The 25,597-nt window shown below is 49.3% G+C and carries 23 protein-coding genes; 16 read left to right on the forward strand and 7 right to left on the reverse strand.

The features are described 5' to 3' along the window. Window positions 1-9 precede the first annotated feature (9 nt). A complete protein-coding gene (locus CRO57_RS18770) occupies window positions 10-939 on the reverse strand; it encodes a sterol desaturase family protein (RefSeq protein WP_097155027.1) in 930 nt (309 codons plus the stop codon). 174 nt (window positions 940-1,113) lie between these two features. On the opposite strand from CRO57_RS18770, the gene CRO57_RS18775 reads away from it, so the two are divergent. The 8 genes from CRO57_RS18775 to ptsN all read left to right on the forward strand — a co-directional run bounded on the left by CRO57_RS18775 (window position 1,114) and on the right by ptsN (window position 8,643). After that, window positions 1,114-1,743 carry a TetR/AcrR family transcriptional regulator gene (locus CRO57_RS18775; RefSeq protein ID WP_097155028.1) on the forward strand — a complete coding sequence of 210 codons (630 nt, stop codon included), beginning with the start codon at window positions 1,114-1,116 and terminating at the stop codon, window positions 1,741-1,743. A gap of 147 nt (window positions 1,744-1,890) precedes the next feature. Further along, window positions 1,891-2,511, forward strand: a complete 621-nt coding sequence (locus CRO57_RS18780; RefSeq protein WP_097155029.1) for a ribonuclease D — start codon at window positions 1,891-1,893, stop codon at window positions 2,509-2,511. A 195-nt stretch (window positions 2,512-2,706) separates the two neighbouring features. After that, the gene (lptC, locus tag CRO57_RS18785; RefSeq protein ID WP_170956169.1) at window positions 2,707-3,492 is read left to right on the forward strand and encodes an LPS export ABC transporter periplasmic protein LptC; all 786 of its coding nucleotides are present in this window, start codon (window positions 2,707-2,709) and stop codon (window positions 3,490-3,492) included. Then, entirely contained in the window at window positions 3,489-4,097 is a 609-nt protein-coding gene (locus tag CRO57_RS18790; protein WP_097155031.1) for an LptA/OstA family protein, read from the forward strand. The genes lptC and CRO57_RS18790 overlap by 4 nt, the downstream gene beginning before the upstream one ends. A 234-nt stretch (window positions 4,098-4,331) precedes the next feature. Then, on the forward strand, window positions 4,332-5,066 hold the full coding sequence (gene lptB, locus CRO57_RS18795; RefSeq protein ID WP_244580160.1) for an LPS export ABC transporter ATP-binding protein: 735 nt from the start codon (window positions 4,332-4,334) through the stop codon (window positions 5,064-5,066). A 165-nt stretch (window positions 5,067-5,231) separates the two neighbouring features. Then, complete coding sequence (gene rpoN, locus CRO57_RS18800) at window positions 5,232-6,791, forward strand: RNA polymerase factor sigma-54 (RefSeq protein WP_097155033.1); 1,560 nt, start codon at window positions 5,232-5,234, stop codon at window positions 6,789-6,791. 739 nt (window positions 6,792-7,530) lie between these two features. Further along, on the forward strand, window positions 7,531-8,094 hold the full coding sequence (gene hpf / locus CRO57_RS18810) for a ribosome hibernation-promoting factor, HPF/YfiA family (RefSeq protein WP_097155035.1): 564 nt from the start codon (window positions 7,531-7,533) through the stop codon (window positions 8,092-8,094). An 84-nt stretch (window positions 8,095-8,178) separates the two neighbouring features. Further along, a complete protein-coding gene (gene ptsN, locus CRO57_RS18815; RefSeq protein ID WP_097155036.1) occupies window positions 8,179-8,643 on the forward strand; it encodes a PTS IIA-like nitrogen regulatory protein PtsN in 465 nt (154 codons plus the stop codon). Between the two features lie 229 nt (window positions 8,644-8,872). Here the strand turns inward: ptsN and CRO57_RS18820 are convergent, their stop codons facing one another. The 4 genes from CRO57_RS18820 to CRO57_RS18835 all read right to left on the reverse strand — a co-directional run bounded on the left by CRO57_RS18820 (window position 8,873) and on the right by CRO57_RS18835 (window position 11,223). Then, on the reverse strand, window positions 8,873-9,136 hold the full coding sequence (locus tag CRO57_RS18820) for a DUF1150 family protein (RefSeq protein ID WP_170956170.1): 264 nt from the start codon (window positions 9,134-9,136) through the stop codon (window positions 8,873-8,875). 91 nt (window positions 9,137-9,227) lie between these two features. Next, complete coding sequence (locus CRO57_RS18825; protein ID WP_097155038.1) at window positions 9,228-9,680, reverse strand: Hsp20 family protein; 453 nt, start codon at window positions 9,678-9,680, stop codon at window positions 9,228-9,230. 334 nt (window positions 9,681-10,014) lie between these two features. Continuing rightward, window positions 10,015-10,551: a L,D-transpeptidase family protein gene (locus CRO57_RS18830; RefSeq protein ID WP_097155039.1), complete on the reverse strand. Its 537-nt coding sequence runs from the start codon at window positions 10,549-10,551 to the stop codon at window positions 10,015-10,017. 156 nt (window positions 10,552-10,707) lie between these two features. Further along, the gene (locus CRO57_RS18835; protein WP_097155040.1) at window positions 10,708-11,223 is read right to left on the reverse strand and encodes a GcrA family cell cycle regulator; all 516 of its coding nucleotides are present in this window, start codon (window positions 11,221-11,223) and stop codon (window positions 10,708-10,710) included. Between the two features lie 570 nt (window positions 11,224-11,793). Here CRO57_RS18835 and CRO57_RS18840 point away from each other — a divergent pair. From CRO57_RS18840 to CRO57_RS18860, 5 genes are all read left to right on the forward strand, one after another. Next, complete coding sequence (locus tag CRO57_RS18840) at window positions 11,794-12,984, forward strand: aspartate aminotransferase family protein (protein ID WP_097155041.1); 1,191 nt, start codon at window positions 11,794-11,796, stop codon at window positions 12,982-12,984. Window positions 12,985-13,004: 20 nt separating this feature from the next. Then, the gene (gene argF, locus CRO57_RS18845; RefSeq protein ID WP_097155042.1) at window positions 13,005-13,943 is read left to right on the forward strand and encodes an ornithine carbamoyltransferase; all 939 of its coding nucleotides are present in this window, start codon (window positions 13,005-13,007) and stop codon (window positions 13,941-13,943) included. A gap of 109 nt (window positions 13,944-14,052) precedes the next feature. Then, the gene (locus tag CRO57_RS18850; RefSeq protein ID WP_097155043.1) at window positions 14,053-15,051 is read left to right on the forward strand and encodes an Hsp33 family molecular chaperone; all 999 of its coding nucleotides are present in this window, start codon (window positions 14,053-14,055) and stop codon (window positions 15,049-15,051) included. A gap of 359 nt (window positions 15,052-15,410) precedes the next feature. Then, a complete protein-coding gene (locus tag CRO57_RS18855) occupies window positions 15,411-16,892 on the forward strand; it encodes an efflux RND transporter periplasmic adaptor subunit (protein ID WP_141401275.1) in 1,482 nt (493 codons plus the stop codon). Beyond that, window positions 16,889-20,284 (forward strand): efflux RND transporter permease subunit, encoded by a 3,396-nt coding sequence (locus CRO57_RS18860; RefSeq protein ID WP_097155045.1) that lies wholly within the window; start codon window positions 16,889-16,891, stop codon window positions 20,282-20,284. Before CRO57_RS18855 ends, CRO57_RS18860 begins: the two co-directional genes overlap by 4 nt. A 142-nt stretch (window positions 20,285-20,426) precedes the next feature. On the opposite strand, the gene CRO57_RS18865 is transcribed toward CRO57_RS18860, so the two are convergent. Further along, window positions 20,427-21,260 carry a DUF2189 domain-containing protein gene (locus CRO57_RS18865; protein ID WP_244580152.1) on the reverse strand — a complete coding sequence of 278 codons (834 nt, stop codon included), beginning with the start codon at window positions 21,258-21,260 and terminating at the stop codon, window positions 20,427-20,429. A 643-nt stretch (window positions 21,261-21,903) separates the two neighbouring features. Next, window positions 21,904-22,650, reverse strand: a complete 747-nt coding sequence (locus CRO57_RS18870; RefSeq protein ID WP_097155046.1) for an SDR family NAD(P)-dependent oxidoreductase — start codon at window positions 22,648-22,650, stop codon at window positions 21,904-21,906. Between the two features lie 216 nt (window positions 22,651-22,866). Between CRO57_RS18870 and CRO57_RS18875 the strand changes: the two genes are divergently transcribed. From CRO57_RS18875 to CRO57_RS18885, 3 genes are all read left to right on the forward strand, one after another. Further along, on the forward strand, window positions 22,867-23,187 hold the full coding sequence (locus CRO57_RS18875; protein WP_097155047.1) for a (2Fe-2S)-binding protein: 321 nt from the start codon (window positions 22,867-22,869) through the stop codon (window positions 23,185-23,187). A gap of 261 nt (window positions 23,188-23,448) precedes the next feature. Next, the gene (gene bfr / locus CRO57_RS18880) at window positions 23,449-23,934 is read left to right on the forward strand and encodes a bacterioferritin (RefSeq protein ID WP_097155048.1); all 486 of its coding nucleotides are present in this window, start codon (window positions 23,449-23,451) and stop codon (window positions 23,932-23,934) included. A 324-nt stretch (window positions 23,935-24,258) separates the two neighbouring features. Continuing rightward, complete coding sequence (locus tag CRO57_RS18885) at window positions 24,259-25,452, forward strand: ABC transporter substrate-binding protein (protein WP_097155185.1); 1,194 nt, start codon at window positions 24,259-24,261, stop codon at window positions 25,450-25,452. Window positions 25,453-25,597: the final 145 nt, after the last annotated feature.

Below are 25,597 nucleotides of genomic sequence, written 5' to 3' on the forward strand. Positions count from 1 at the left end.
GCCACACGTTTAACTTTTCTCAGATATCGCCTTTGTTGGTTTGTCTGATGCCGCAGAGGCTGGTTGCCATCCAGGAGGTTGGATCAAATAACTCAGTTTGGCTGTTATCCCTTTCGCATTCCACATTTGGCGAGCCAGTTTCGCAAAACCATGCCCAAATACCACGAGCGGATTCAGGCTATTGATGGGCGGATTGACCCCGTAAACAACCTTTTCCTCCTCCGGCACGAAGGTGCCGAACATACGGTCCCAGATGATCAGAATGCCGGCATAATTCTTATCGATATAACGGCGATTGGAGCCATGATGCACTCGGTGGTGTGACGGTGTATTGAAGATCGCTTCAATGAAAGAGGGAAGCTTGTCGATGGTTTCGGTATGTAAAGCAGTCTGAAACAGCTGTACGATTGTCACCGCAAACAGAATAAGCGCCGGATCAAAACCCAATAGAGCAATGGGCATCAGGAATGGCAGGCCGAAGATTGCGTCCAGTGGCCCGTGACGATAGGCAACTGAGATGTTGAAATAGGGTGAGCTGTGGTGAACGGTATGAGTTGCCCAACCTAGTCCGATCCTGTGAGCGGCGCGATGTTCCCAATAATAGGCGAAATCAGCCAGCAGGATAACCAATGCAACAGTCCACCAATTGTTGGGAAGGAAGGTCCAACTGGCATTCAGATGGACCCAGTAAAGCGTTCCGAGATAGACACCGCCTGTGAACAGTATGATTCCAACATGAACAGTCAGGGTCAGAAAGTTGACACCGACATCGCCGATGGTGGTCCAGCTCATTTTCTGTTTGACCAGAAGCCGGATCAGCTCAAATCCCAGAAAAGTGATTGCTGCGACAAAAAACCAGTCGTCTATCAAAGTTTCCCATTGGTAGATTTGGGTATCTTCAAACCGATGTGTCCGGAAATTCTCGAACCAGGATTGCATTGGAAGTCTCATTGGTTGGTTGAGATAAATTATCAAATTTGATAATAAATTAGATATCACAAGGTTTATTGTCAATAATGAAAATAAAGAAGAACTCGGATATGTCTGTCAGCAAAGTTCGCATCAAAACAAGACAAACTGAATTTGAGCGCAGAACGATGAGGGATTGAGAGAATGGGGCGACCAAGTACCAAACAAAAAAGAACCCAGGAAATTTTGGATGCCTATGAGCTTTGCATCGCGAAATTCGGCGTGGAGGGAACAACGCTCGAAATTCTCGCCAAGGAAGCGGGCTTGGCACGTGCTCTGATCCGTCACCATGTTGGCAATCGAGACAATCTTCTTGAAGCCTTTCAGGAACGGTTCTTTACTCGTTCAGCGGAAGTCATGAAGGATATGGTCGAGGCATTGCCAGTTTCCAAATCATTCAGATCGAGTGATACTGAATTGCCAGAACGCCTTGACCAATTGGTCACTTGGCTTTTTTCTCCCGATCATAGCGACAGCATGTTGATCTTGGTGGCCAACGCTCTCATCTCGGTTGCACCCAAATATGCCAATCTGTCCAAGTCTCTGGCGGAATGGGTCGAGAATTTTGAAAACTTGCTGGAAGCTGAACTGACACAGGCATTCCCGGATTGTGAAGCGCAAAAGCGCTCGATCATTGCAACTGGATTGCTGGGAATCTATTTCAATGCCGACTCTCTTTCGCTGCTTTCGCATCTGCGCAGCACCTTTCAGAAAGATTGTGAGGCATCCGCCAGACTTTTGCTCGGGCAATTGCAAGATCACCATGGGGATTAAAGCGTAAATAGGTGCGTTTTTTTCCGCCTTTACCCCGTGCGCTCTCTTGTGAGCTGACAAGGAAGCCCGTAAGGTTGGGACATAAAATCAACAGATCTGGTTCGCCATAAGCTGCATGGCCAATCACAAGGAAAAAAGAGCATATCCATGACAATTCGTCTGCACAAAGGGGACCTGCCAAATCTCAATCACTATGATGGTGTCTCTGCCATCGCAATTGATACTGAGACCCTGGGGCTCAATCCCTTGCGTGACAGGCTTTGTGTTGTTCAGCTCTCACCAGGGGATGGCAGTGCCGATCTGATCCAGATTGAAAAGGGTCAGACCAATGCACCCAACCTGCAAACCCTGCTTGGCAATGACAAGATTACCAAGATCTTCCATTTTGCACGCTTTGATCTAGCTGTGCTCTACCATACCTTCGGTGTGATGCCGAGCCCGGTTTTCTGCACCAAGATCGCATCCAAACTGACCCGTACCTATACAGACCGCCATGGCTTGAAGGATGTTTGCAGAGAATTTCTGGATGTTGATATTTCCAAACAGCAGCAAAGCTCTGATTGGGGTGCTGATATGCTGACCGATGCGCAAAAGAAATATGCAGCATCAGATGTCCTGTATCTCCATGGTTTGATGGGCATCTTCAGGGCACGTCTGTCTCGCGAAGGGCGCAAGGAACTGGCGCAGGCTACTTTTGATTATTTGCCGACGCGCTCAAAACTGGATCTGGCGGGTTGGCCGGATACAGACATCTTTGCACATTCCTAAGATGGGTGGTCGTTTCTCGTCCTGAGAATGGCAGACAGATCTTTGTTCTGATCCTATTCCTGCCGCCTTTGGCAGCTAAGTGAACAGGACGGAATGATCAGAGCCCGCAATATTTGCGGGCTTTTACACAGAGTAGCCGGTTTTCTGGCCTCGATATGCAGTTCATGCTGGCAACGGAACAGGCAAAAGGCGCCCATGCAGCAAGACCCGACATATTCGTCACCAGCACGAGGCAGTGGCCCGACACGTCATCTGCGCGTCCCGCCTTCCAGGGAGGACCTTGCGACACGTCCGACAATTATATCTGCTGAAGAGCAGGAAAGGGCATTTCGCAGCGCACGCCGTCACTCCATGCGTGTGAAGATTCTGAAATGGTCTTTGCCGCTGGTCGTTCTTGTCGGGATTGTTGGTTTCATTGCGTGGGTCCTGCATAATCAGCCGGATCCCGCGCCGGTTCAGGAAGCGCTGAAGGAAAGTAACTTCGAGCAGGAAGAGCTGACAATGGCAAATCCCAAGCTCAATGGATTTTCCAAGGGTCGTGCTTATGAGGTGATTGCAGAAGAAGCTGTTCAGCAGGTGGCAACGCCTCACATCATCAATCTGCGTCAGATTTCAGCTCGAGTGAATGATGAGAAGGATCAATGGGTGACCATAACCTCGCTCTCTGGTCTGTTCGATCAGGAGCAGGAAACCTTGGAATTGACCGGCAACGTCGACGTGCGATCCTCTCTTGGTTATGACATGACAACCGAAGGGGCACAGGTTGATATGAAGCGTGGCTACATGATTACCACCAGTCCTGTGACAATTGCTTCCGGTGATGTTCGACTGGGGGCAGAGCAATTGGAAGTGATCGATAATGGCGATCAACTGCGTTTCAAGAACCGAGTACAGCTTCGTATTGATGCCAGTATGCTGAATAAGCACAAGGATGCCTCGAAGGCCAAGCCAGATGCCACATTGAAAGCAGAAGAGCGATGATCGAAGCTTTATCCCATATTTGCAAGCCTTTGAAACTGCCATCTGCCTGGGCTCATCATGCATCAATGGTGTTTGTTGTTGTCATTCTATGTAGCGGGCTCCTCACTCCCAGTCTTGCACAGGCGCAAGGTATGGCGGACGTCGCTTCGGGTCTTAGAACGGATCCGGATGCCCCGATTGAGGTGGAAGCAGATCAGCTTGATATTTACGACAAGAAAAAGGTTGCAATCTTTACGGGGAACGTGATTGCCAAGCAGGGGGAAACGCAACTCAATACCTCAACCCTGACCATCCACTATTCCGGGGGTGGGGCCGGAACGGCGCAGTCCATTACGCGTCTTGAAGCGAATGGCGGGGTAATCGTCTCTCAAAAAGATCAGAAGGCGACTGGCAATCGTGCCTTTGTCGATATGACCAAGGAGCAGATCACGCTGTCGGGAAATGTGGTGCTGACCCAGGGAAAGAACGTACTGCGTGGGAAAGAGCTGTTCATTGATATGCGCACTGGCGCTGCGAGACTTGCTTCAGCAGCACCGGCTAATGCTGCAGGTCAGAAAAAAGGCCGGGTACAGGGCTTGTTCACTCCCAATAGACGTCCCAAATAGGGCCTGACGCCCATTTTGCTCCTCAAATATCGCTTTATCTGTATCTCATTTGATTTTGAGAGACAATGTGGATTGCATTGAGGCTCGACAACAGACCCAAGAGCCTTTATTCAGGCAATTGACAGTCTCCAAGCGTGGAGCAGATTCAAGAAGGTGAAAATGAACGTGTCAGCGCAGCCATCTCAGATTTCCGGGAGCAATCTGGAGCCAGTTTCCGGCCCGGATGAATCTGGCATGCAGGATGGTCAGGGTTGGTTGACTGTCCACGATATTGGCAAGAGCTACAAACGCCGCACGGTCGTGACGTCTGCATCGCTATCAGTTCAGCGCGGAGAAGCTGTGGGTCTCCTGGGTCCCAATGGTGCGGGTAAGACCACGGTTTTCTACATGATCACGGGATTGGTGCGTCCGGACAAGGGCTTTATTTCCCTTGATGGCTATGACATCACCAAGTTGCCAATGTATCGCCGTGCCCGCCTGGGTATCGGTTATCTCCCACAGGAAGCTTCCATCTTTCGTGGGCTGAATGTTGAACAGAATATCATGGCTGTCCTGCAGCTTGTCGAGCCAAATCGCAAGAAGCGCAAAGAGCAACTGGATGAGCTGCTGGAAGAATTCTCCATCACTCACTTGCGTAAAAGCCCGTCCATTGCCTTGTCCGGTGGTGAGCGCCGTCGCCTGGAAATTGCCCGTGCGCTGGCTTCTCGTCCTTCTTTCATGCTGCTTGATGAGCCATTCGCCGGCGTTGATCCCATTGCGGTAGGCGATATCCAGCAATTGGTTCGTCATCTCACCGCGCGTGGGATTGGTGTTCTCATCACCGATCACAATGTTCGCGAGACGCTATCTTTGATTGATCGGGCCTTTATCATCCATTCAGGGAATGTTCTGACCAATGGTAGCCCTCAAGAGATCATCGACAATCCAGATGTCCGTCGTCTCTATCTCGGCGAGAGCTTTACCATGTAGTTTTCTTTTCCTAGTTTTCCAATGACTTAACACCGGCTTTAGGCCGTTTTAAGACAATGGACTAGTAGGCAGAGTTAGAATTTGTGCATGTCTGTGTCAGGCTGCTATAGTGATAAGCAAGACTCATACCAAAATTGGTACAGCCTCTTGTAGCGGACAGTTTTCATGGCATTGACGCCCAGATTAGACCTTCGACAAAGCCAGTCTCTGGTCATGACACCGCAACTGATGCAAGCTATTCAGTTGCTGCAAATGTCCAATCTGGAACTGACCGCGCATATCCAGAAAGAGCTTGAAAGCAATCCGTTGCTCGAACAGCCGGAGACGGATAATGCGATGGCTGAGTTTGGTCAAGAGGCGCCCATTGCCAATCAAGCTGAGAATTCTGCAGAACACGCTACGGGAGACGAAGTGCATGCTACACCGGATCTTGCGGATCAGATGGGCGAAAAGGCTGCCGATCATACTGAAGCGATCAATCAGGATCTGGATGCTCGACTTGATAACGTTTTTCCCGATGACAATGATCGCCCAAACCAAAGTGACGGACCACAGTTAAACGATCCATGGATGTCTACGCCAACTCGCAATGGTGGTGCCAATCCTGATTTCGATCTTGAGGCGGTTTTGGCAGGCACAGAAAGTCTGTCGGATCATCTGGAGGAACAGTTGATCACATCCATTGCTGAGACCAGGGGACGGATTATCGGGCAATTCCTGATCAATGAATTGGACGAACAGGGATATCTGAAATCTGATTTGACGCTGGTTGCCAATCGGCTGGGTACTGAGTTGAAGGAAGTGGAAGACGTTCTCTCCGTATTGCAAACTTTTGAGCCTTGTGGTGTTTTTGCACGCTCACTGGCAGAATGCCTGGCGCTTCAACTCAAAGATAGAAATCGTTTTGATCCGGCAATGGAAGCTTTGCTGGATAATTTGGATTTGTTGGCAAAGCGTGATTTCCTGACGTTGAAAAAGCTCTGCAATGTTGATGATGACGATTTCAGCGAAATGATAATGGAAATTCGTGCGCTGGATCCGCGACCGGGAAGTGCTTTTGGGCAATTAACAGTTCAGCCCGTGATTCCCGACGTCTTTGTGCACCAGAACAATGACGGTAGTTGGAAGCTGGAATTGAATAGTGAAACCCTGCCGCGTGTACTGGTCAATCGTACTTATTATTCCAAGATCAGTAATTCAGCCAAGAACAGTCGGGAAAAAGAATTTCTGGTTGATTGTCTGCAAAATGCCAACTGGTTGGTGAAGAGTCTGGATCAACGCGCGCAGACAATTTTGAAAGTAGCGACCGAGATTGTCCGACAGCAGGATGCATTCTTCGCTTATGGCGTAACACATCTGCGTCCCTTGACATTGAAGACGGTAGCAGATGCGATCTCGATGCATGAATCAACGGTCAGTCGAGTGACTTCCAATAAGTATATGGCGACCAATCGGGGTGTATTTGAGCTGAAATATTTCTTTACATCGGCCATTTCCGCTACAGGTGGAGCAGACAGTCATTCAGCTGAGGCGGTAAAATATCGTATTCGTCAAGCAATTGACGCAGAGGATGTCAAAAAGGTTCTCTCAGACGATGCATTGGTGAAATTACTTCGTGACGAAGGCATCGACATCGCTCGCAGAACCGTTGCCAAATATCGTGAAGCTATGAATATCCAATCTTCGGTACAAAGAAGGCGCGAGAAAAAAGCAGCTCTTGGTTAGGATATACACCATCAATCTGGCGAATCTGGCATCAAGGTACTCTGAATATGGCTTGAAAAGAGCGACAGACAGGCAGGTTGCGCTGTTCAGATACCTTATTGACAGAAGATGCTGATCATTTTTTGGTGACCAGCTTGTCTTCGGATGTTCTGATAGAAGGCCAACAGCCCAATAGGGTGATTCCCTTACTGAAGCTATTATATCTCCATTCTTGTCCTTGTCCTTTCGGAATATGCATATCAAAGGCAATGTGAAGCTTAAGTGTTTATCCCTATTTGATTCGTTCCTAGCTTCTGGGGAAGATCTCCGTAGGCTTGGCTCTGCCAAAATGCATGTGAGTAATTTTATAACAATTTGAAATTATAATTTTACCATTTCTTTCAATAATTTTGCCCGGTGGATAAGGATTGGAAGAAAGGGCTTTCCTAACCAAATATGCGCTGGCTTCTGGCCAAATTGGAAATTTTTTGGCACACTGGCCATATGCACCAGACAAAATTTCACGACATTGACATTTGGCAGCGAAAAGCCTACATGCATCAGCCGCAAGGATTGGATGCAGGGCAAAAAACGCTGTATGGCCCCGTCCAGCCAAATGGGTATTTATGCTTTGCTGTGGTCTGATGTGTGGTGCTTGTGGTCTAATTGGCCCAAATGACATATGTCAGGGCCTTGGCCATTCTTTTGATGAGAATGGATAATGTGACCGTTTCTTTGACCCAAATTATTAGGGGGTTCTATGACACTTCGAGTATCTGGCAAGCAAGTGGATGTAGGGGAGTCTCTACGCAACTATGCAGAAGCACGTATCGCAGAGAGTGTTGAAAAATATTTTGACGGAAGCTTTTCCGGCCATATGACTTTGGAAAAGGAAGGCATTGGCTTCAAGAGTGATTGCGTCGTGCATCTTGATACCGGGATGGTGTTGCAAGCAAGTGGATCGGATGGCGATCCGCAGAAAAGCTTTGAGCTGGCAGCAGAGCATATCGAAAAGCGTCTGCGCCGTTACAAACGCAAGCTAAAAAACCATCGTAACGAAAAGAACTTGGCTATTGAAGCTGCTTATGGTGTTTTGGAACATCCAGATGCACATGAGGAAGTGGCTGAAGATTTCACTCCAGTCGTGATAGCTGAATCAACTTCTCCCATTCGTGCCATGTCTGTAGGCGATGCCGTAATGGAATTGGACTTGGTTGACGCACCGGTTGTGGTCTTCCGTAACGCTGGTGACGATGGCATCAATATCGTCTATAAACGCAAAGATGGTCATATTGGTTGGGTCAATCCTACCCTCGCCAAATAAGTGCCGGAACATTAGGCCCTTCCCGATTGGAGGGGCCTTTTTAAGAAATGTACGCCCCAGGCGTTTGCTACACATGAGAGTTTCATGGAACTGAACGATCTTATTGCTCCCAATGCCATTGTGCCTCTGCTCAAGGCTAGCAGCAAAAAACAAGTCATTCAGGAGCTATCTGAAAAAGCAGCGCGCCTCACAGGTCTTCCGCAGCGCCAGATTTTCGATAAACTGCTCCAGCGTGAAAGACTGGGTTCCACCGGAGTTGGTCAAGGGGTCGCAATTCCCCATGGCAAATTGGCTGAATTGGATCGTCTTTGGGGCATTTTTGCAGTTCTGGACAAACCGGTCAATTATGAAGCTCTGGATGATCAGCCGGTTGATATCGTTTTTCTGCTTTTGGCACCTGAAGGGGCGGGAGCAGATCATCTCAAAGCATTGGCGCGGGTGGCCCGCGTTCTACGCAGCCCGGATACCCTTGCCAAATTGCGTTCGGCAACCGACAGTGATGCCATCCGGGCCGTTCTTTGTGAGATGGAACGGTCAGACGCGGCCTGACGTAGGCCGTACTAGCTCAAAGATTTATCCGAAATTTGATATCTATCGAACGCTGTGCCCACATAGTAGGCCCGGCGGCTTAGCCGCCAGAATAGCCATGAGTGCAGGCAAGATTTTTAAATCATGAAGAATTCGAACGCATTTGCATTCGGGAACCGATAGGTGACCGCAGCATGACTGCGCACCCGTGTAGGCCCGGCGGCTAGCCGCCGGAATAGCCGTGAGCGAATTAATGCACGCTTACGGTTTCGATATCATGGCGCATGGCGCTGAGTTTGGCCGCAGACTCGGAATTGGCCAAGGCAATGGGATGGCCCTGTATATCCAGAAGTGCCCATAATTCCTGATCTTGCGGCAGATCCGGTGCTTCAGGGAACATTTCCGAGACTTCCTCGACACTTACTTGGCGGATGTAAGCCATGCGTCGCTCCAGCATGATGGATTCCATGCCGTCATAATTTTCTTCAGATTCATATGCGGAATCGTCAGTCATTGGCTTTCTCCTGGATGACGTCAAGAGCAGCTCATTCCAATCATCGTGGATGATTGGTTTGCTGAGCATGCCCAAAAGCGTGGCTGGTTTATCAGTCCTTCACGTCAATTGCAATTTTTCGAATGACTTTTTCTGGTTCCGGGCGAGCAAGATCAATGGAAAGCAGGCCGTCTTTCAGTTCTGCCCCGAGAATCTCTATACCTTCAGCCAACACAAAGGCTCGCTGAAATTGCCGAGCAGCAATGCCGCGATGCAAATAATGGCGATCCTGGTCTTCGACCTGACGACCTCGAATAACCAATTGGCTCTCTTCCAGCGATACGTCCAGTTGATCACGGGTAAAGCCTGCAACAGCAAGGGTGATACGCAAAATATCGCCGCCTTCCATGCGTCCGTCCAGAAACTGACTCTCATTGGCGGCAATGCGTTCGATATTGTAAGGAGGGTAACCCTCATTTGCCCCTTTTGTGACCCGGTCAAGCACGCGCTCAACTTCATCGAAACCCAAAAGGAACGGGCTGGAAAAAGCAGAAATTCGAGACATAACGGCCCTTCTATTTTAAGCGACACGTCAAGACAGAATAATCAGTCCCATCTTGAGGAGGGAGTAGCCCTCGATCAGACCTTCAAGAAGCATCTGACTTTGTATCAATATGGGGTGCATTGATCTGCGCTTCAAGGGAGGATTTTGCTTGTGGCAAAAGCAAGGCGTTCGGCCTCACTCATCACTCGAATCCAAAGTTCGTCACATCGATTAGTGAGCACCGAACGAACTTTGGATTCGAGTGACGAGCAGATAATGTTTCCAGCGTGATTTCAGGAATTGAAATAGGCAAACGAACCTGCAGACAAATGATACCTATTTCAATTCCACCACACTAGGGCCGAATACTGACCTTGGTACCAATTGGTGTCAGGCGCCAGATTTCCTCAATTCCCTGATTGGTGAGGGCAATACAACCATCCGTCCAATCATGGGCAAGGGCTGGTAATTCTGACATCCAGTTTGGCTGACCGTGAATGAATATATCGCCACCAGGATCAACGCCTTTGGCTTTTGCGTTGGCCCGTTGGGCAGGCAAGGGATAATTCAGCCCAAGCGAGAGATGGAATTTCGAACCGGCATTGCGACGATTGATCAGATAGTCACCTTCTGGTGTCTTGCCATCTCCCTCTCTTGTCTTCTGACCTTTGGGGGTAAAGCCCAGTTTTATGTCATAGCTTTTGAACAGCTGTCCTTGACGATAGAGCTTCATCTTGCGCTTGGCTTTTTCGATGACGATGCTATCGATTTGCTGCTTCTCGGTTACCATTGTGGGGGCGGCGACAGCTTGCGGCCAAAGCCAGAAAACAAGGCCGGCAGCCAAGCTGAAAGACAGTGCAAGAAAGAAAACAAAGAGACGAAAGCGCAACATGAGATAGCCATGGAGTAGAAAAGTCCAACTCCGCTTATGAGTTGCCAATATGGCTCAAATTAGGCTTCACCCGATGATCTGTTACAGGTGCAAAATAAAAAGGCCGCTGCTCATATGAACACGGCCTTTTTATTGATTGTGACTGAAATATGAAACTTACGCGCGTTTGCGACGACGATCAGCATTTGGCTGATAAGCAATTTCAGAATGATATTCACAATATGGCGATCCGGCCTCGGATTTGCATCCGCAGAAATGGAAATCGCCATCACCAGGATCACCAATTGGCCACTTGCAGGTATTCTCCGTAAGGGTCAGGATGGACGCCCGTTTGGAGATAGGAACAACAACAGCGTCGTGCTGAGGCTTTTCCTTTACTTTAGGTTGTGGAGCCGATTGTGGTTTGGTATCCGCTTTCAAGGCTGTTGCACCAACAGTGGGTGCAGGATTGCTGGGAGCCTGCCGTGTTGGACGGCTTGCCTGATTGCGTGGTCTACGGGCGCGCTGGGTGCTGGTGGTCGTTTTTGCACGACCAGAAAGACCCAGACGATGAACCTTGCCAATAACGGCATTGCGCGTAACTCCGCCAAGTTCCGCTGCTACCTGACTGGCACTTAGGCCGTCTGCCCATAATTTCTTCAATAATTCGACGCGTTCGTCAGTCCAAGACATTCTAGGAGCCTCCGTCTAGACTGTGAAAGATGACAAAACAGACCCGTCCTCTTGCGAAGCTTTCGCAACCAAGAGCTGTGTTATCTTTCCAATGTATATGTTTGCCGCACGAGATATAGTGATTAACACTTTGTAAACTACTATATGCAAACGCATCGTCGCAACATCCTGACGAATCAAAATGGTCCTTTTCCCCAGAATTCCGAATCGTTTTGCGGCCTTCACTGTTGCTCCAAGCGATATTTTGCGATTCAGGGAAAATTTGTGATCAATTTGTGGATAACCTGTGCAATGCCTTTGGATAATGAGATGGCATCATGAGCGGAGCGAATGTTGCTTGCTAGATATCAAAAAAAGGCGACGAAGCGCGTGGTGTTTGCGTATAAAGTTGTTAGTTTGCTATCGCTATAATCTGCTGAATTTGCCTTGAGCTTTGGTATGAACAACTAGTTGATTGACAAATACCAGACTTTCTTGCAAAAGAATGCCTTCTTCTTGCCGCGACTTTCCGCGGCTTTTTTTATTCTGACCTTTTTGGGAGACCAAGACCTTGGGACGAGGAATCTAGAAATGACACAAAATCCGTTGTTTGCTACCTATGCGCGTGCTGATCTGAAATTTGTTCGGGGTGAAGGAGCTTGGCTGACAACGGAGGATAACCGACGATTCCTGGACTTTGCGGCAGGTGTAGCTGTGAACTCCCTGGGTCATACCCATCCGCACCTGACCGCTACCTTGAAGGATCAGGCGGACAAGCTTTGGCATGTCTCCAATCTTTACGAAAATCCTCTCCAGCAAAAACTGGCAGAGCGGCTTTGCGCGGCTACATTCGCCGACAAGGTCTTCTTCACCAATTCCGGTGCGGAAAGCATGGAATGTGTGATCAAAACCGCACGCCGTTATCACTATGCAAATGGTCAGCCGGATCGCTATGAAATCCTGACTTTCGACGGTGCCTTCCATGGCAGAACGATTGCAACCATCGCGGCGGGCGGTCAGGAAAAATATCTCGAAGGTTTCGGGCCAAAGGCTCCAGGTTTTACAATGTTGGCAAAACCAGACATCGAGCTTGTCAAGGCTGCGATGAGCGACAAGGTCGCAGGCATTTTGCTTGAGCCATTGCAAGGCGAAGGTGGAATTCGTGAAATCGATCCGTCATTCCTGAAGGCGCTGCGGGCTTTGTGTGATGAGACCGGAACACTGCTTTTGCTTGATGAAGTGCAAACCGGAGTTGGCAGGACAGGCAAGCTCTTTGCTCACGAATGGGCAGGTATCACACCGGATGTGATGGGCGTTGCCAAAGGAATTGGTGGTGGCTTCCCGTTCGGTGCATGCCTTGCAACCGAAAAAGTGGCAGAAGCCATGATTGCAGGCACTCATGGTTCCACCTATGGCGGTAATGCGCTGGCTATGGCAGTCGGCAACGCGGTTCTTGACGTCGTGCTGGAAGACGGTTTTTTGGAGAAGGTTCGTAGCAACGGACTGAATTTGAAGCAAAAGCTCGCTGCGCTTGCTGATACATATCCAGACCAGATCGAGACCATCCGTGGTGAAGGCTTGATGCTTGGCATCAAATGCAAGAATACCCCCACAGAGCTCCTTGCCAAAGCACGTGAACATGGCTTTTTGGCTGTTCCCGCGGGAGACAATGTATTGCGCCTGTTGCCGCCTCTGACCATCGGTCAGGAAGAAATTGAATTTGCCATTTCGGCCCTGAATGCTGCCCTTGCTGATTTGCAAGACGCACAGACTGCCTCCTGATAAGAGAGGGGATTGATACAATGACAAGCAATCCAGTCCGTCATTTCATTGATATCGAAGGTATGGATACCGTTGATATCAAGGATATTCTTGCAACGGCCCACAGCATCAAAAAAGCGCGTCAGACAAAGCGTCGCTCGGATATTTTGCAAGATCAAACGCTTGCGATGATTTTTGACAAGCCATCCACTCGAACCCGTGTTTCTTTTGATGTCGGAATGCGGGAACTGGGTGGCGAGCCGCTTATGTTGACCGGTCAGGAAATGCAACTCGGCCGTGGCGAAAGCATCTCGGACACGGCCAAGGTTCTCTCCCGCTTCGTTGATGGCATCATGATCCGTATGTTGGACCATGAGGCAGTGTGTGAGTTGGCAAAGACTGCCACGGTGCCGGTTATCAACGCGCTGACCTATTATTCCCATCCTTGCCAGATCATGGCCGACATCATGACTTATGAAGAACATCGTGGGTCATTGGATGGAAAGGTTGTGACTTGGGTCGGGGATTACAACAATGTTCTGGTGTCCTGGTTGCATGCTGCGGAGCATTTCGACTTCACCATTCGCGTTGCAGTCCCAAGCGAACTCATGACCGGCATGGATGAGATCAATCGTCTGAAAGACAAAGGTCTCAAGATTGAAGTCTGTGATACGGCAGAAGAAGCTGCGGTTGGCTCTGATCTGATCATTACTGACACATGGGTATCCATGGGTGATGAAGATGCAGAACGTCGTCATAACCTCTTGAAACCCTATCAGGTCAATACCAGATTGATGGAAATGGCCAACGATGAAGCCCTCTTCATGCATTGCCTTCCTGCTCATCGGGGCGAGGAAGTAACGGATGAGGTCATGGATGGCCCGCAATCAGTCGTCTTTGATGAAGCGGAAAATCGCCTGCATGCTCAAAAAGGTGTGCTGGCCTGGTGCTTCAACAAGGCCAACAATGATTTGAAATAACCCCATCTTTCGTGCTTCGGTGCGAACGGGTATATTGGGATTTGAAAGCGAGGGTGGATGGGCTATAGGCACGTCCGCCCTTTGCCGTTTACAAAAGAACAGGTTGAGCATGAGCCAAATCAGCACAGATCAAGCGCCCCAGCAGCCCTTGGACCGCATCTTGCCTTTCCAGATTGACGGGCTCGATGTGCGTGGGCGGATGGTGCATCTCAATGAAACCGTCACAACCATTATCGAGCGCCACGATTATCCTGATGCTGTCAATCGTTTGCTGGCAGAGGCGGTCGCTCTTACCGCCTTGCTTGGATCGTCTTTGAAGTTTGAAGGCAAATTCATCCTTCAGGTTCAAAGTGAAGGAGCTGTCAATGTGTTGGTCGTGGATTACACGGCTCCTGATGCGGTTCGTGCCTATGTGCGCTATGATGCCGATGCACTGAATGCCCTTATTGAAGCTGGCAAAACAAAGCCAGAAGATCTGCTGGGCAAAGGGCACCTGGTCATGACCATCGATCAGGGCCAATATATGAACCGCTACCAGGGTGTTGTTGCGCTGACCGGTCAATCTCTGGAACTTGTTGCCCATGACTATTTCATGCAATCAGAGCAGCTGCCAACCCTTGTGCGCCTTGCTGCTAGCCAGATGATGGAAAGTGCCAAAGGGGATGAAAAGGTTCGTTCCAGCTGGATGGCTGGTGGAATCCTGGTGCAATATCTGCCTGAAAGTTCAAAGGATATTCCGCATCGTGATCTGCATCCCGGCGATCACCCGGATCCTGAAAAGCAAGGTGAAGCCCTGATAGAGGAAGTAGATGCCTGGCGTGAGACGGAAGCTCTGATCGGTACCATTCAGGATCACGAATTGGTCGATCCCCAGGTCAGTGCTGAAACATTGCTCTATCGTTTGTTCCATGAAAATGGGCCACGTGTCTTTGAGGCGGGTGCAGTGCGTCATCAATGCAGCTGTTCCAATGAGCGTATTGAGGCGATGCTGGCAAACTTCAAGCGTGAAGAGATCGAAGATATGGTGGTTGATGGCAAAATCGATGTGACATGCGAATTTTGTGGTGTGAGCTACCATTATGATCCCAAGCCTTGGATCAAGAAGTAAGAGTTCGATAAAGCTTTCATTAACAAAAGCCCGCCTTTGGTGGGCTTTTTTGTGTCTGAATATTTCCAATTACTTGGATCTGTATCCAAGTCACGACAGGTTGCGACACTTGGTTACAAAATTCCGGCGTAAAACCGGACCGCGAAAACTTGACCCAGTGCCGCTTACGGTTTGAAATAGAACAAACGGGTTATCTGAATGCTGATAACCACTAAGCAGGACCATGGACCTAAAATGTCCGCAAATTGATCGTATGAAACGGAAAAGGCATCCGTTACTGACTTTGCTTCGTAAACAGCACGACAGAGTTGGTTTGGTGACGGTTTCCGAGCCCTGCCCAGCTATTGGATAGACTAATCGTGACACATGAGCCCAAGCACCCCTTGCCGCAAGAATTACCCAATCCATCACGCCGGTCAGCTCCTGCAGGTGGTGTTTCACGGATAGAGGGACCGGTTCCAGCTCAATCCATAGCTATTCGAAACCCATCGATCCTGAACTGGGTGGCTCGGATCGTTCTGCCTATTTTATTGATAGCCGTGACGGTATTTGTCTTTCGTGGATTGATCGGCTCCAAGCCTGATATCGGCAAGCTTGCTGCACGCGAGGAGGCTTATGCAGTTGAAGTCAAAACTGTAACTCCGACCCAATATCAACCGAGTATATCTTTGTTTGGGACAGTATTTGCTGCTCGTACGGTTGAACTGCGTGCTCTTGTGGGAGGTGAAGTCATCTGGGTCAATCCAGGGCTTGCGGAAGGGCAGGTTCTCTCGGAGGGAGAAGCTCTGGTGCGAATTGACGCCTTTGATTATGAGGGTGCAGTGCGCGAAGCCCGAGCTAATCTGAATGAGGCAAAAGCCAAGCTCACCGAAACACGCGCAACCATCAAATCCGAAGAATCTGCTCTTGAGCGCCTGAAAGAGCAGACGGAATTCGCGGAGCGTGATCTGGAAAGAGCCAACAAATTGGCAAAATCGGGGTCGCTTACACAGCAATCATTGGAAAATCGCAAATTGGTGCTTTCCCAGCGTCAACAGGTGATGGAAGCACGCAGCAACAATCTGACGGTTCTTAAAGCCAGGATTGAACAACAGCTCGCCAATTCCGAACGGCTACACTGGCGCCTGGATCAGGCAAACCGGAATCTCGCCAATACCGATCTCAAGGCGCCGTTCACCGGGTTGGTTCAGAAGAAGAATGTTGATCTGGGGCGCAATGTTTCCGGAAATGATGCTTTGGTAACCATGTATGATCCAGAGCAGATGGATGTGCGTTTCACCTTATCAGATGCACAATATGGCCGCCTGATCTCGGATCAGAGCGATTTGGTAGGACGTGCCATATCGGTTGTCTGGAAACTGGGTGATGTCAGCCAGACCCATAGTGCAACCATCTCAAGAATTACACCGGAGATTGATGCCACAAATGGTGGCATCCAGGTGTATGCTCGCCTTGACCGGCGTTCGGCCCTTCGTGCGGGCACATTTGTTGAATTGTCAGTCCCGGACAAGCTCTACCAGAATGTAATCCGTGTGCCTCAGGCGGCAGTCTATGATGATAAGCTTTTGTATTTGGTAGATGGTCAAGGGCGGATGAAATCGGAAAAAGTGGCAATCAAGGCCTATCTCGGGGAAGAAGTTCTGGTTGATGCATCCAGTCTGCGGGTCGGACAACAGGTCATCACTACCCGTATTGCAGAGGCTGGCGATGGTTTGAAAATTGTCATACCTGATCTGAAAGCAACAGGCTTTGCAAAGGAGAAAGTTCGACCAGTAGGGAATAAAGATAAGAGCTCGAACGGGAAACAACAAAAGATCGATAAAACCGGGGGGCAATCATGAGCCGGTTTGATTCAGGCAAGAAAAGCGCGGTTTCATTTTTTGTTCGTCATCCCAACGCTGCCAATCTGTTGATGGTGCTGATGATCATCGTTGGCCTGTTCTCCCTTTCGAAGATGAATAGCCAATTTTTCCCGACCATCGATACCGATGCGATCCGCGTGGCAGTCACTTGGAATGGAGCAAGCGCCGAAGATGTGGAAGCCAATATTCTGGAAATTATCGAGCCACAGGTGCGTTTTATTGACGGCGTGAAGGGAATCGACTCTGTCGCTCGTGAAGGCTATGGCTCGGTAGTGCTGGATTTCAATCCGCAAGCCGATATGCAAATCGCCTTGAGCGATGTCGAGGCGGCTGTTGATGGGATCTCTACATTACCGGATGGGGCAGATACACCGAAAGTCTCTTATTTTCAGTTTCGTGACAGTGTGGTCAGACTTATTCTGACAGGACCATTTCCAGAAGGAGCCTTAAAGGAATTTGCCAAACGAATGCGTGATGATCTCTTGGATCGTGGTATCGACAAGGTTGATTTCACAGGGGTGCGTGACGAAGAATTCTTTATCGGCCTGCAGAATTACGATCTGCGGCGCCTGAATTTGACGGTCAAGGATATTGCTGGCCAAATTAGCTCCAACAGCCGTGATCTGCCATCCGGCTCCATTGATGATGGAATCGAGAAACAGGTTCGCACGCTGGGGGCAGAAGAAAATCCGGAAGATCTTGGCAATATCGAGATCATTTCCCAGAAAGATGGTTCCCGTGTCAAGCTGGATGAGATTGCACGCATCGAGCGTCGTTTTGATCCCGACCAGGTTCGCGGAATTCTCGGAGGACGGGCAGCCATTCAGCTCACGGTCCAGCGCGCACCAACGGCAGATAGCCTCAAAGCTGCTGCTATCGTGGATGACTATTTACAGGAGATCACTCCGACCCTGCCAAAGACACTGGAAGTTATCAAATATGATGCACGTGCCGAATATCTGACAGATCGCATCTTGCTGTTGGTGAAGAATGCAGGGTCAGGTCTTCTGCTGGTCGTGATCATTTTGACAATCTTCCTCAACGCCCGGATTGCCTTGTGGGTGACAGCAGGGATTCCGGTTGCCATTCTGGCCGCTTTCTTGGTCCTCTTCCTGATAGGAGAGACCATCAACATGATCTCCCTTTTTGCGTTCATCATGATGCTGGGAATCATTGTCGATGATGCAATTGTGGTTGCTGAGGATACAGCGACCCGGTTTTCCAATGGCGATCCCGGGCCTGTCGCGGCCGAGAATGGCGGAATGCGAATGTTGATGCCGGTGGCGGCCGCATCACTAACGACCATAGCCGCCTTTGCACCCATTTTCATTATTGGTGATACCATCGGCAAGATGATGGCGGTTCTGCCTGTCGTCGTGATCGCGGTGCTCATAGCCAGTCTGATCGAATGTTTCTTCATTCTACCTGGCCATTTGGCACATTCCTTGACCCCGTCCTATCATCGTGGCTGGTCGGTCAAGCGAGTGAGTGTTGTCGGCATAGGGCTTTCATTGGTCTTGATGGGATTTTATGTCATTCCCGAAAGCCTGGCTGCAAAGTTTGGCGGTTTGATCGAACAGTCATGGGCAAGTTTGCACTCCGTTATGCCGGAGCAAACAGCTTTATTCGTTCTGGCGGGTTTCGCGCTGACTTTTGCCATTATTCTGGAGTTGGTGTTCAATCATCTGGAGCGTAAGAAGCTTGCCAAGGGGCATGCAGCAAACGCGAGCTTGAAGCAAGGCAAGTTGCGAAGACGTTTCGATGCAGGATTTGCAGCTCTTCGGGACGGTCCTTTCCATCGTCTGGTTACGCTTTCTTATGCCTGGCGCTATACCACTATAGTCCTCTGCATCGCGTCATTGGTGTTGATGGTCGGTTTGTTGAAGGGAGGGCGCCTTGGCTTTGTCTTCTTCCCGTCGCCCGAGTCAGAAACCGTCAACATGTCTGTCACGTTCAATGTCGGTATTCTGGAATCCGAGGCCTTGGACATTATCAAGCAGATTGACAAAACGGTTTATGAGACCGAAGCCAGGTTGGGGCAGGGCGAAAAGCTGGTCGAAGCAGCCTTTACTACTCTTGGCCAATCGGGCCGAACAACGGCTGACAATGTGGCTTCCATCCGGCTGCGTCTGACCGCATCCGAAGTTCGGACAGTGCGCACACGTACCATGGTACGGGCTCTGAATAAGGCTATGCCAAAGATTCCGGGCTTGAAAAATGTCTCCATTCGGGGTCAACGTGGTGGTCCACCGGGTGCAGATCTGGATATCAAGATTTTCGGTGCATCTCCATCGGCCCTTAAAACGGCGGCACTGGATGTGCGCGAGCGTTTGACCTCTTATGCCGGCATTTCCGAGATTGACGATGATATGCCATATGGCAAGCCGGAGCTTACACTCAGTTTGACACCACGTGGTGCTGCTCTTGGCTTTTCCTCACAGAGCGTCAGCGATCAGGTTCGGGATCTCCTGGAGGGTCGAACCGCACGCAAATTGGCCATTCTGGATGAAGAAGTGGATATAGTCTTGCAGCAAGTGAGCCGCAAGGATGTAGATAATCTTCGATCGATCTGGCTGAAAAGTCCCTCCGGTCAATATGTGCCGATCACCGAAGTCGTTAGCTTGCAAGAAAGCCAGGGTTTCTCGCTTATTCAGCGTGAAGACGGGAAAACCACCATCGCAGTCACTGCAGATGTGGATTCCAAAGTCATCACCGTACAGGATCTTGTTGCCAAGCTGGGTGAGGAGCTGATGCCCGCAATCGCTGTCAAACATGGTATCGACTATGCCTTTGCAGGCCGTGACGAGGAGCGCAAAGAAGCTTTTGCCGACTTGCAGGTCGGTGTCCTGATCGCGCTTGCTGTTATCTACATCATTCTGGCCTGGGTCTTTGCTTCCTATACTCGCCCGTTCGCCATCATGCTGATCATTCCATTCGGCTTCGTAGGTGCGGTATTGGGGCACTATCTGATCGGAATAAATCTGACCATTTTGTCGATGATAGGCTTGCTAGGCTTGTCGGGAATTCTGGTCAATGACTCGATTATTCTGGTCAGTCGACTGGATGAACGCTTGGCTCATGGCGAAAGCCTGATGGATGCAGCTATCGGAGCAAGTTGTGACCGCTTCCGGGCAGTATTGTTGACGTCTCTTACAACATTGGGCGGACTGACACCGCTTTTGTTTGAAACCTCTACCCAAGCGCAATTCTTGAAACCAATGGCGGTGACCATCGTCTTTGGTCTGGCAGTAGCAACATTGTTTGTTTTGTTTTTGGTGCCGACCCTCTTTGGCATTGGTGGCGATATCAAGCATCTTATCAAGCGAATGATCCATCCAGCCGGGTCAGCAAATTCAGGCAGTCAAGCCTGAATATAGGTCGCAGGAATTCTGACACGTAAAAAGAGCCAAGATTATCCTGGCTCTTTCTACCCACGTTGCCGCATCATCGTCGCCTGATGGTACCAACATGTGGGAAGCTGGCACCATGCCCACCGTTCGACAAGAAGCAAAATCAGGCTTCTTCATCGCCTTCAAAGCTCACAGTGCGTCTGTAGAGATGCCAGGTTGCGTGACCAAGCAAGGGCAACACCACGATTATGCCGACGAAGAATGACGCAAGGGATACAGCGAGCATAACGGCGATAAAAGCAGCCCAGCTGATCATGGTTTTGGGGTTCTTCAGAACGGCCTGAACGGATGTGATCATGCCGGTGACAAAATCAACGTCCTTGTGAAGCAGTAGCGGAAAAGCCACCACGGTGATCGAAAAAACTGCCATGCCGAGAATGGCACCGGTAATATTCCCTGCCAGAAGGAACAGAGCGCCGCGTGGAGATCCAATCACAACACCCAAAAGATCGGAGATGTTGATTTCCTGCAATCCGAAGAAGATGACATAAAGGAAAATCGCAATATCAATCCAGATGATGAAAGCAAAGCCGGTGACAATGGCCATCCAGCGCAATTCTTTTCCGCGCTTGGAGAATATCGCACCCAGGATACCACCCCATTCCATGGTTTCACCCATTTCTTTGCGACGGCTGACTTCATACAGTCCTGCGGCGACGAAAGGTGCGATCAGTGCAAAACCTGAGGCCAGGGGATAAACGAGGTAAGGAAGGTCCAATCCCGTCAAAAACCAGATCATGATCCAGCCACCGACGGCATAGAACAGGCCGAAAAACAGGCTGAATTTGAAATTTTCCTGAAAATCACGAAAACCCGCACTCAAAGCTGCGGAAATATCTTCGGATGAAATATTACGAATGATCGGTTTGATCTTGGGTCTGGCATGCTCTTCATGCTGCGTCGTTGAAAGGGTTGTGCCTTCTACTGCTTCACTCAAAATCCCTCTCCTACCTGTCTGCGGGACTGTCTTTTTCCGCTCAATGCGCTGGACGACAGATCCTCTGAATTGGCAAAAATGCCAAAGGTCCTGAGATCTATGTTAGCGAGAATGGAGTGCGACACAATGTCTCAAAATGCGCTTTTTATGACGCAGCGCAGGATAAGTTCGGGATTTTTGCTCCACAAGGAGAGAAATTTTGACATTGTATGTATCGCATACATTGCAACCGTCTTACGAAAAATTCAAATGACTTAGTGCCCAATCATGAGAAATTATGATCATGTTTCAATTTGTTAGTCCGCATGGAGAGGAATTCCAAGTTGATTGAAACTGCGCGAATAACAGATTTACAGCATCTGAAATACGGATTTATATGCACTGCATCATAGTTTTTTACGAGTTTTCCCCTAATCTAGATCTAAAGTTAAAATAAATTCGCTCGAGTCTGAGCTTAAATGCCGATTTGAGAAAATTTGTTTCTCGTTTCCCCAGCGTAATGAAGAGAGTTTGTCTAATTGTCAAAAAGCGAAAATAGATATCGCAGTGCCAAGTTTATCCAATGAAGTCATGAAAAAAGCCCGCCAAATCTTGATATGGCAGGCTTTTGGAAGTCCCGACAAAGGCTGATGGTTAAAGTAGCTTAGACATGTTGACCGCCATTGATATGGATTTCCGATCCGGAGACATAGGAAGCGCTCTCCGAACACAGATAATAAATCGTGTCAGCAACCTCGGATGTCAGGCCCAAACGGCGCAATGGAATGGTTTCGACAATCTTGTCGGTTCCAGGTGATAGAATGGAGGTATCGATTTCACCGGGTGCAATGGCATTGACACGGATTTTGTGAGGGCCAAAGTCTGCGGCCATTTCTCTCGTCAATGAAGCAAGAGCAGCCTTGGATGTGGCATAAGCGGTTCCGGCAAAAGGATGCACGCGCATGCCGGCAATAGACGTAACATTGACAACAGAGCCTTGCGCCTCTTTCAATTCGTCGAACAAGCCACGAGCCAGCATGATGGGCGCGAAGAAATTGACTTGAAAAACTTGCCGCCACAAATGCATGGGAGTCTCAAGACTATCAAGGCGTTGCCCTTCGCTATTTTTGGGGCTGATTGCGGCATTATTGACCAAAGCGTGAAGACGCCCACCTTCTGTTTTCAGTCGATCCTTGATCTCGCCTACTGCAACACCCAGATTATCCGGGTCTGATAGATCAATCTGGATGTGGTCTTCCGGCCCCATGGGCCATGGGCATTTGTCGGAAAACGGGTGCCGGGAGCAGGAGATAACCCGCCATCCTGCTTGCGAAAAGCGTTTGACGGTTGCATGACCAATTCCGCGGCTGGCGCCGGTCAAAACCAGAGTTTTGCGTTCAGTGTCTGACATACTGCACATCCTTTCACCCTATAGATAGGATGATGCCAGTCCGGTTGCGAGCATAAAAGTGTGCTGGACAAACATTTCTCTTTTAGTCACAAGACAATTGTATCTTATGGACTGGAAACTTGATTTTGAAAGACTACATTTCTTTGTCATACGGACAAGCCCTGATAAGCTTGATCTAACACAAGGGAAAGTGCGTCCGGTTGAGTTATAGCTCGCATGGGACTTGGCCGCAAAGGGTCAGCAAGAGAAAAAATTGGGTCCAATATGATCATCTGCCATTGCAATCATATCACCGATCACGAAATACGTGAGATCGCACAGAAACTGGCGGACGAAAATCCTGGTAAGCCTCTAAGATCAAACCAGATCTATCGCGGACGTGGATGCAAGGCCAAATGTGGATGTTGCCGCCCGATGATTGAGGCACTTCTGCTGGATCTTGGCCATGAAGTGACCATAGCGCATCGTGAAGATCTGGACCGTTTGCGGCAAAGACGCTTTACAGCTGCACCCAACGATTGTCCGGGTTTTTCATGAATTTTTCGGATTGCTTCCAAGGCCAGCTATCGAAAAGAGTTTGAGAATACGGATTTGCATATTCAGGAGGCGTTATCTCCAAGGATTTCAATCACGTTTGCTACGCTTGGTTGATACTGGCAGCGTATTTTCTCGTAAATGCATTGACCTTAACATCCAATAAGATTAGTTTAGAATTATTCTAATTTACGAATCTTGAGCGAAAGCGGCGTAGGCCAACGGGTTCGTGCTAAATAAAACAGACATTGAAAGAGGACCGTCATGAAGGGTGATTCAAAGGTAATTGAATTTTTGAACAAGGCTCTGCGCCATGAGCTGACCGCAGTGAACCAGTATTGGCTGCACTATCGCCTGCTGGATGATTGGGGTTACACGAAAATGGCTGCCAAATGGCGTGAAGAATCCATCGAGGAAATGCAACATGCAGACAAGTTGATTGAGCGTATTCTTTTCCTTGAAGGTCATCCAAACTTGCAGCAGCTTGATCCGCTGATGATTGGCCAGTCTATTTCAGAAATTCTGGACAGTGATCTGAAGGCTGAAATCTCTGCCCGTGAATTGTATATGGAAGCGCGCAAGGCTTGCAATGAGGCGGGTGATTTCATGTCCATGAAGCTGTTTGAAGAATTGATTGGTGATGAAGAAGGTCACATCGATTTCCTGGAAACCCAGCTGAATCTGCTTGCCCAGCTGGGCAACGAGAAATATGCTCAACTACAGGCCGAAGATGCTGGTGCTGGCGATTAAGGTCTGGCATCCTGATAGATCAAAGCCTCGCATTGGGAACGATGCGAGGCTTTTTTTGTATCCATGCCTAGGCATTTACCCTGATCTTGGAAAAGGCCTGAAAAGGTCGCAATTTCCCCAATCTCACCGTTCACTCAAAGGAATGTGAATTGACGGCGTGACGACAAAGCTGAAACAAAGGCAGAAATGTTTCTCGATACCGAACAACATAAAGGATTTGCAATGGTTTCCCGCTCAATGAATGTCAGCTCATCTGATATCAAACGCTCCAGGATTAGCCGCCGGCATTTACTGGCTGGATTGTCTGGTCTTGCATTGGGTACCATGCTGGTAGCAAGTCCGCTCGCTCTGGCGGATGGTCACGCCAATCTGATATCTGCAAAAGACTGGGCCATGGTTCAGGACGTCGCCAAAGGCCAGACAGTCTATTGGCATGCCTGGGGCGGCGGCGATCGCATCAATGACTATATTGCCTGGATTGGCGATGAGGTGAAGAAACAATATGGCGTAACGCTCAAGCATGTCAAAGTGAGTGACACTGCCAACGTTGTCAGTCAGGTGGTAGCAGAGAAAGCTGCAGGTAAGGATAAAGGCGGTTCGGTTGATCTGGTTTGGATCAATGGCGAGAATTTCGCCTCCATGAAGGAAAAAGGTCTGCTTTTGCCGCAAGCTTGGGCACCGGATCTGCCCAATTATCGATATGCAGATATCAAGGGAAAGCCGACCCTGACCACAGACTTTACCGTGCCAACAGATGGTCTTGAAAGTCCTTGGGGTATGGCTCAACTATCCTTCTATTACGATAGCGCAGTGACCAAAGATCTTCCGAAGTCTGCAACCGCCTTGCTTGATTGGGCCAAGAAGAATCCCGGTCGTTTTGCTTATCCAAAACCACCAGATTTCATCGGCTCGACTTTCCTGAAGCAGATCGCATTGGAACTGGCACCGGATGCTACCGTTCTGTCCAAACAGGTTACGGAAGAAACTTACAAAGCAGTGTCCGAAAAGCTGTTTGCCTATCTTGATGAACTCAACCCGGTTCTCTGGCGCAAGGGCAAGGCATTTCCTGAAAATGTCACAAGCTTGAAAACCATGCTCGCCGACAGTGAGATTGATATCGCTTTTACCTTCAATCCTGGCTCTGCTTCTTCTGCAATTGCAAATAATGAGTTGCCAGGCAGTGTGCGTTCCTTCGTGTTTGAGAATGGTACCATCGGCAACAGCCATTTCGTGGCCATTCCCTATAACGCAAATGCCAAGGCTGGTGCCTTCATTGTCGCTAACTTCCTGCTGTCGCCTGAGGCACAGGCACGCAAGCAAGATCCAAATGTCTGGGGTGATCCGACCGTTTTGAACATAGCGAGCCTGAAAAGTGAAGACAAAGCGCGTTTTGATACACTGGACTTGGGTGTTGCTACTCTGAAGCCGGAGGAGTTTGGTCAGGCATTGCCAGAGCCTCATGCCAGCTGGATGGAGCGTATCGAGAAGGATTGGACCAAGCGTTACGGGGCCCAGTAATTTGTTGCCTTTCATAACTGTCGAATAGCTGGACTGAATTTGAACCCGATGGCCCATTCCAACCGGCTATCGGGTTTCGATTTACCCTGTCAGAAGAGTGTGTTCGGCGCTAAGCTGAAACTAGATGAGAAGATCTGAAAAGGAT

The organism is Cohaesibacter gelatinilyticus (genome assembly GCF_900215605.1).
In the GTDB taxonomy this organism is placed as follows: Bacteria; Pseudomonadota; Alphaproteobacteria; order Rhizobiales; family Cohaesibacteraceae; genus Cohaesibacter; species Cohaesibacter gelatinilyticus.

Bases quoted from the DNA above. Each gene is read 5' to 3' on its own strand.
- CRO57_RS18875 (WP_097155047.1), top strand. From the start codon at position 22,867: ATGGGACTTGGCCGCAAAGGGTCAGCAAGAGAAAAAATTGGGTCCAAT.
- CRO57_RS18835 (WP_097155040.1), bottom strand. From the start codon at position 11,223: ATGTCTTGGACTGACGAACGCGTCGAATTATTGAAGAAATTATGGGCA.
- CRO57_RS18860 (WP_097155045.1), top strand. From the start codon at position 16,889: ATGAGCCGGTTTGATTCAGGCAAGAAAAGCGCGGTTTCATTTTTTGTT.
- CRO57_RS18820 (WP_170956170.1), bottom strand. From the start codon at position 9,136: ATGACTGACGATTCCGCATATGAATCTGAAGAAAATTATGACGGCATG.
- CRO57_RS18780 (WP_097155029.1), top strand. From the start codon at position 1,891: ATGACAATTCGTCTGCACAAAGGGGACCTGCCAAATCTCAATCACTAT.
- CRO57_RS18840 (WP_097155041.1), top strand. From the start codon at position 11,794: ATGACACAAAATCCGTTGTTTGCTACCTATGCGCGTGCTGATCTGAAA.
- rpoN (WP_097155033.1), top strand. From the start codon at position 5,232: ATGGCATTGACGCCCAGATTAGACCTTCGACAAAGCCAGTCTCTGGTC.
- CRO57_RS18830 (WP_097155039.1), bottom strand. From the start codon at position 10,551: ATGTTGCGCTTTCGTCTCTTTGTTTTCTTTCTTGCACTGTCTTTCAGC.
- CRO57_RS18885 (WP_097155185.1), top strand. From the start codon at position 24,259: ATGCTGGTAGCAAGTCCGCTCGCTCTGGCGGATGGTCACGCCAATCTG.
- CRO57_RS18870 (WP_097155046.1), bottom strand. From the start codon at position 22,650: ATGTCAGACACTGAACGCAAAACTCTGGTTTTGACCGGCGCCAGCCGC.
- CRO57_RS18825 (WP_097155038.1), bottom strand. From the start codon at position 9,680: ATGTCTCGAATTTCTGCTTTTTCCAGCCCGTTCCTTTTGGGTTTCGAT.
- CRO57_RS18790 (WP_097155031.1), top strand. From the start codon at position 3,489: ATGATCGAAGCTTTATCCCATATTTGCAAGCCTTTGAAACTGCCATCT.
- bfr (WP_097155048.1), top strand. From the start codon at position 23,449: ATGAAGGGTGATTCAAAGGTAATTGAATTTTTGAACAAGGCTCTGCGC.
- argF (WP_097155042.1), top strand. From the start codon at position 13,005: ATGACAAGCAATCCAGTCCGTCATTTCATTGATATCGAAGGTATGGAT.
- CRO57_RS18775 (WP_097155028.1), top strand. From the start codon at position 1,114: ATGGGGCGACCAAGTACCAAACAAAAAAGAACCCAGGAAATTTTGGAT.
- hpf (WP_097155035.1), top strand. From the start codon at position 7,531: ATGACACTTCGAGTATCTGGCAAGCAAGTGGATGTAGGGGAGTCTCTA.
- CRO57_RS18850 (WP_097155043.1), top strand. From the start codon at position 14,053: ATGAGCCAAATCAGCACAGATCAAGCGCCCCAGCAGCCCTTGGACCGC.
- CRO57_RS18770 (WP_097155027.1), bottom strand. From the start codon at position 939: ATGCAATCCTGGTTCGAGAATTTCCGGACACATCGGTTTGAAGATACC.
- lptC (WP_170956169.1), top strand. From the start codon at position 2,707: ATGCAGCAAGACCCGACATATTCGTCACCAGCACGAGGCAGTGGCCCG.
- lptB (WP_244580160.1), top strand. From the start codon at position 4,332: ATGCAGGATGGTCAGGGTTGGTTGACTGTCCACGATATTGGCAAGAGC.
- ptsN (WP_097155036.1), top strand. From the start codon at position 8,179: ATGGAACTGAACGATCTTATTGCTCCCAATGCCATTGTGCCTCTGCTC.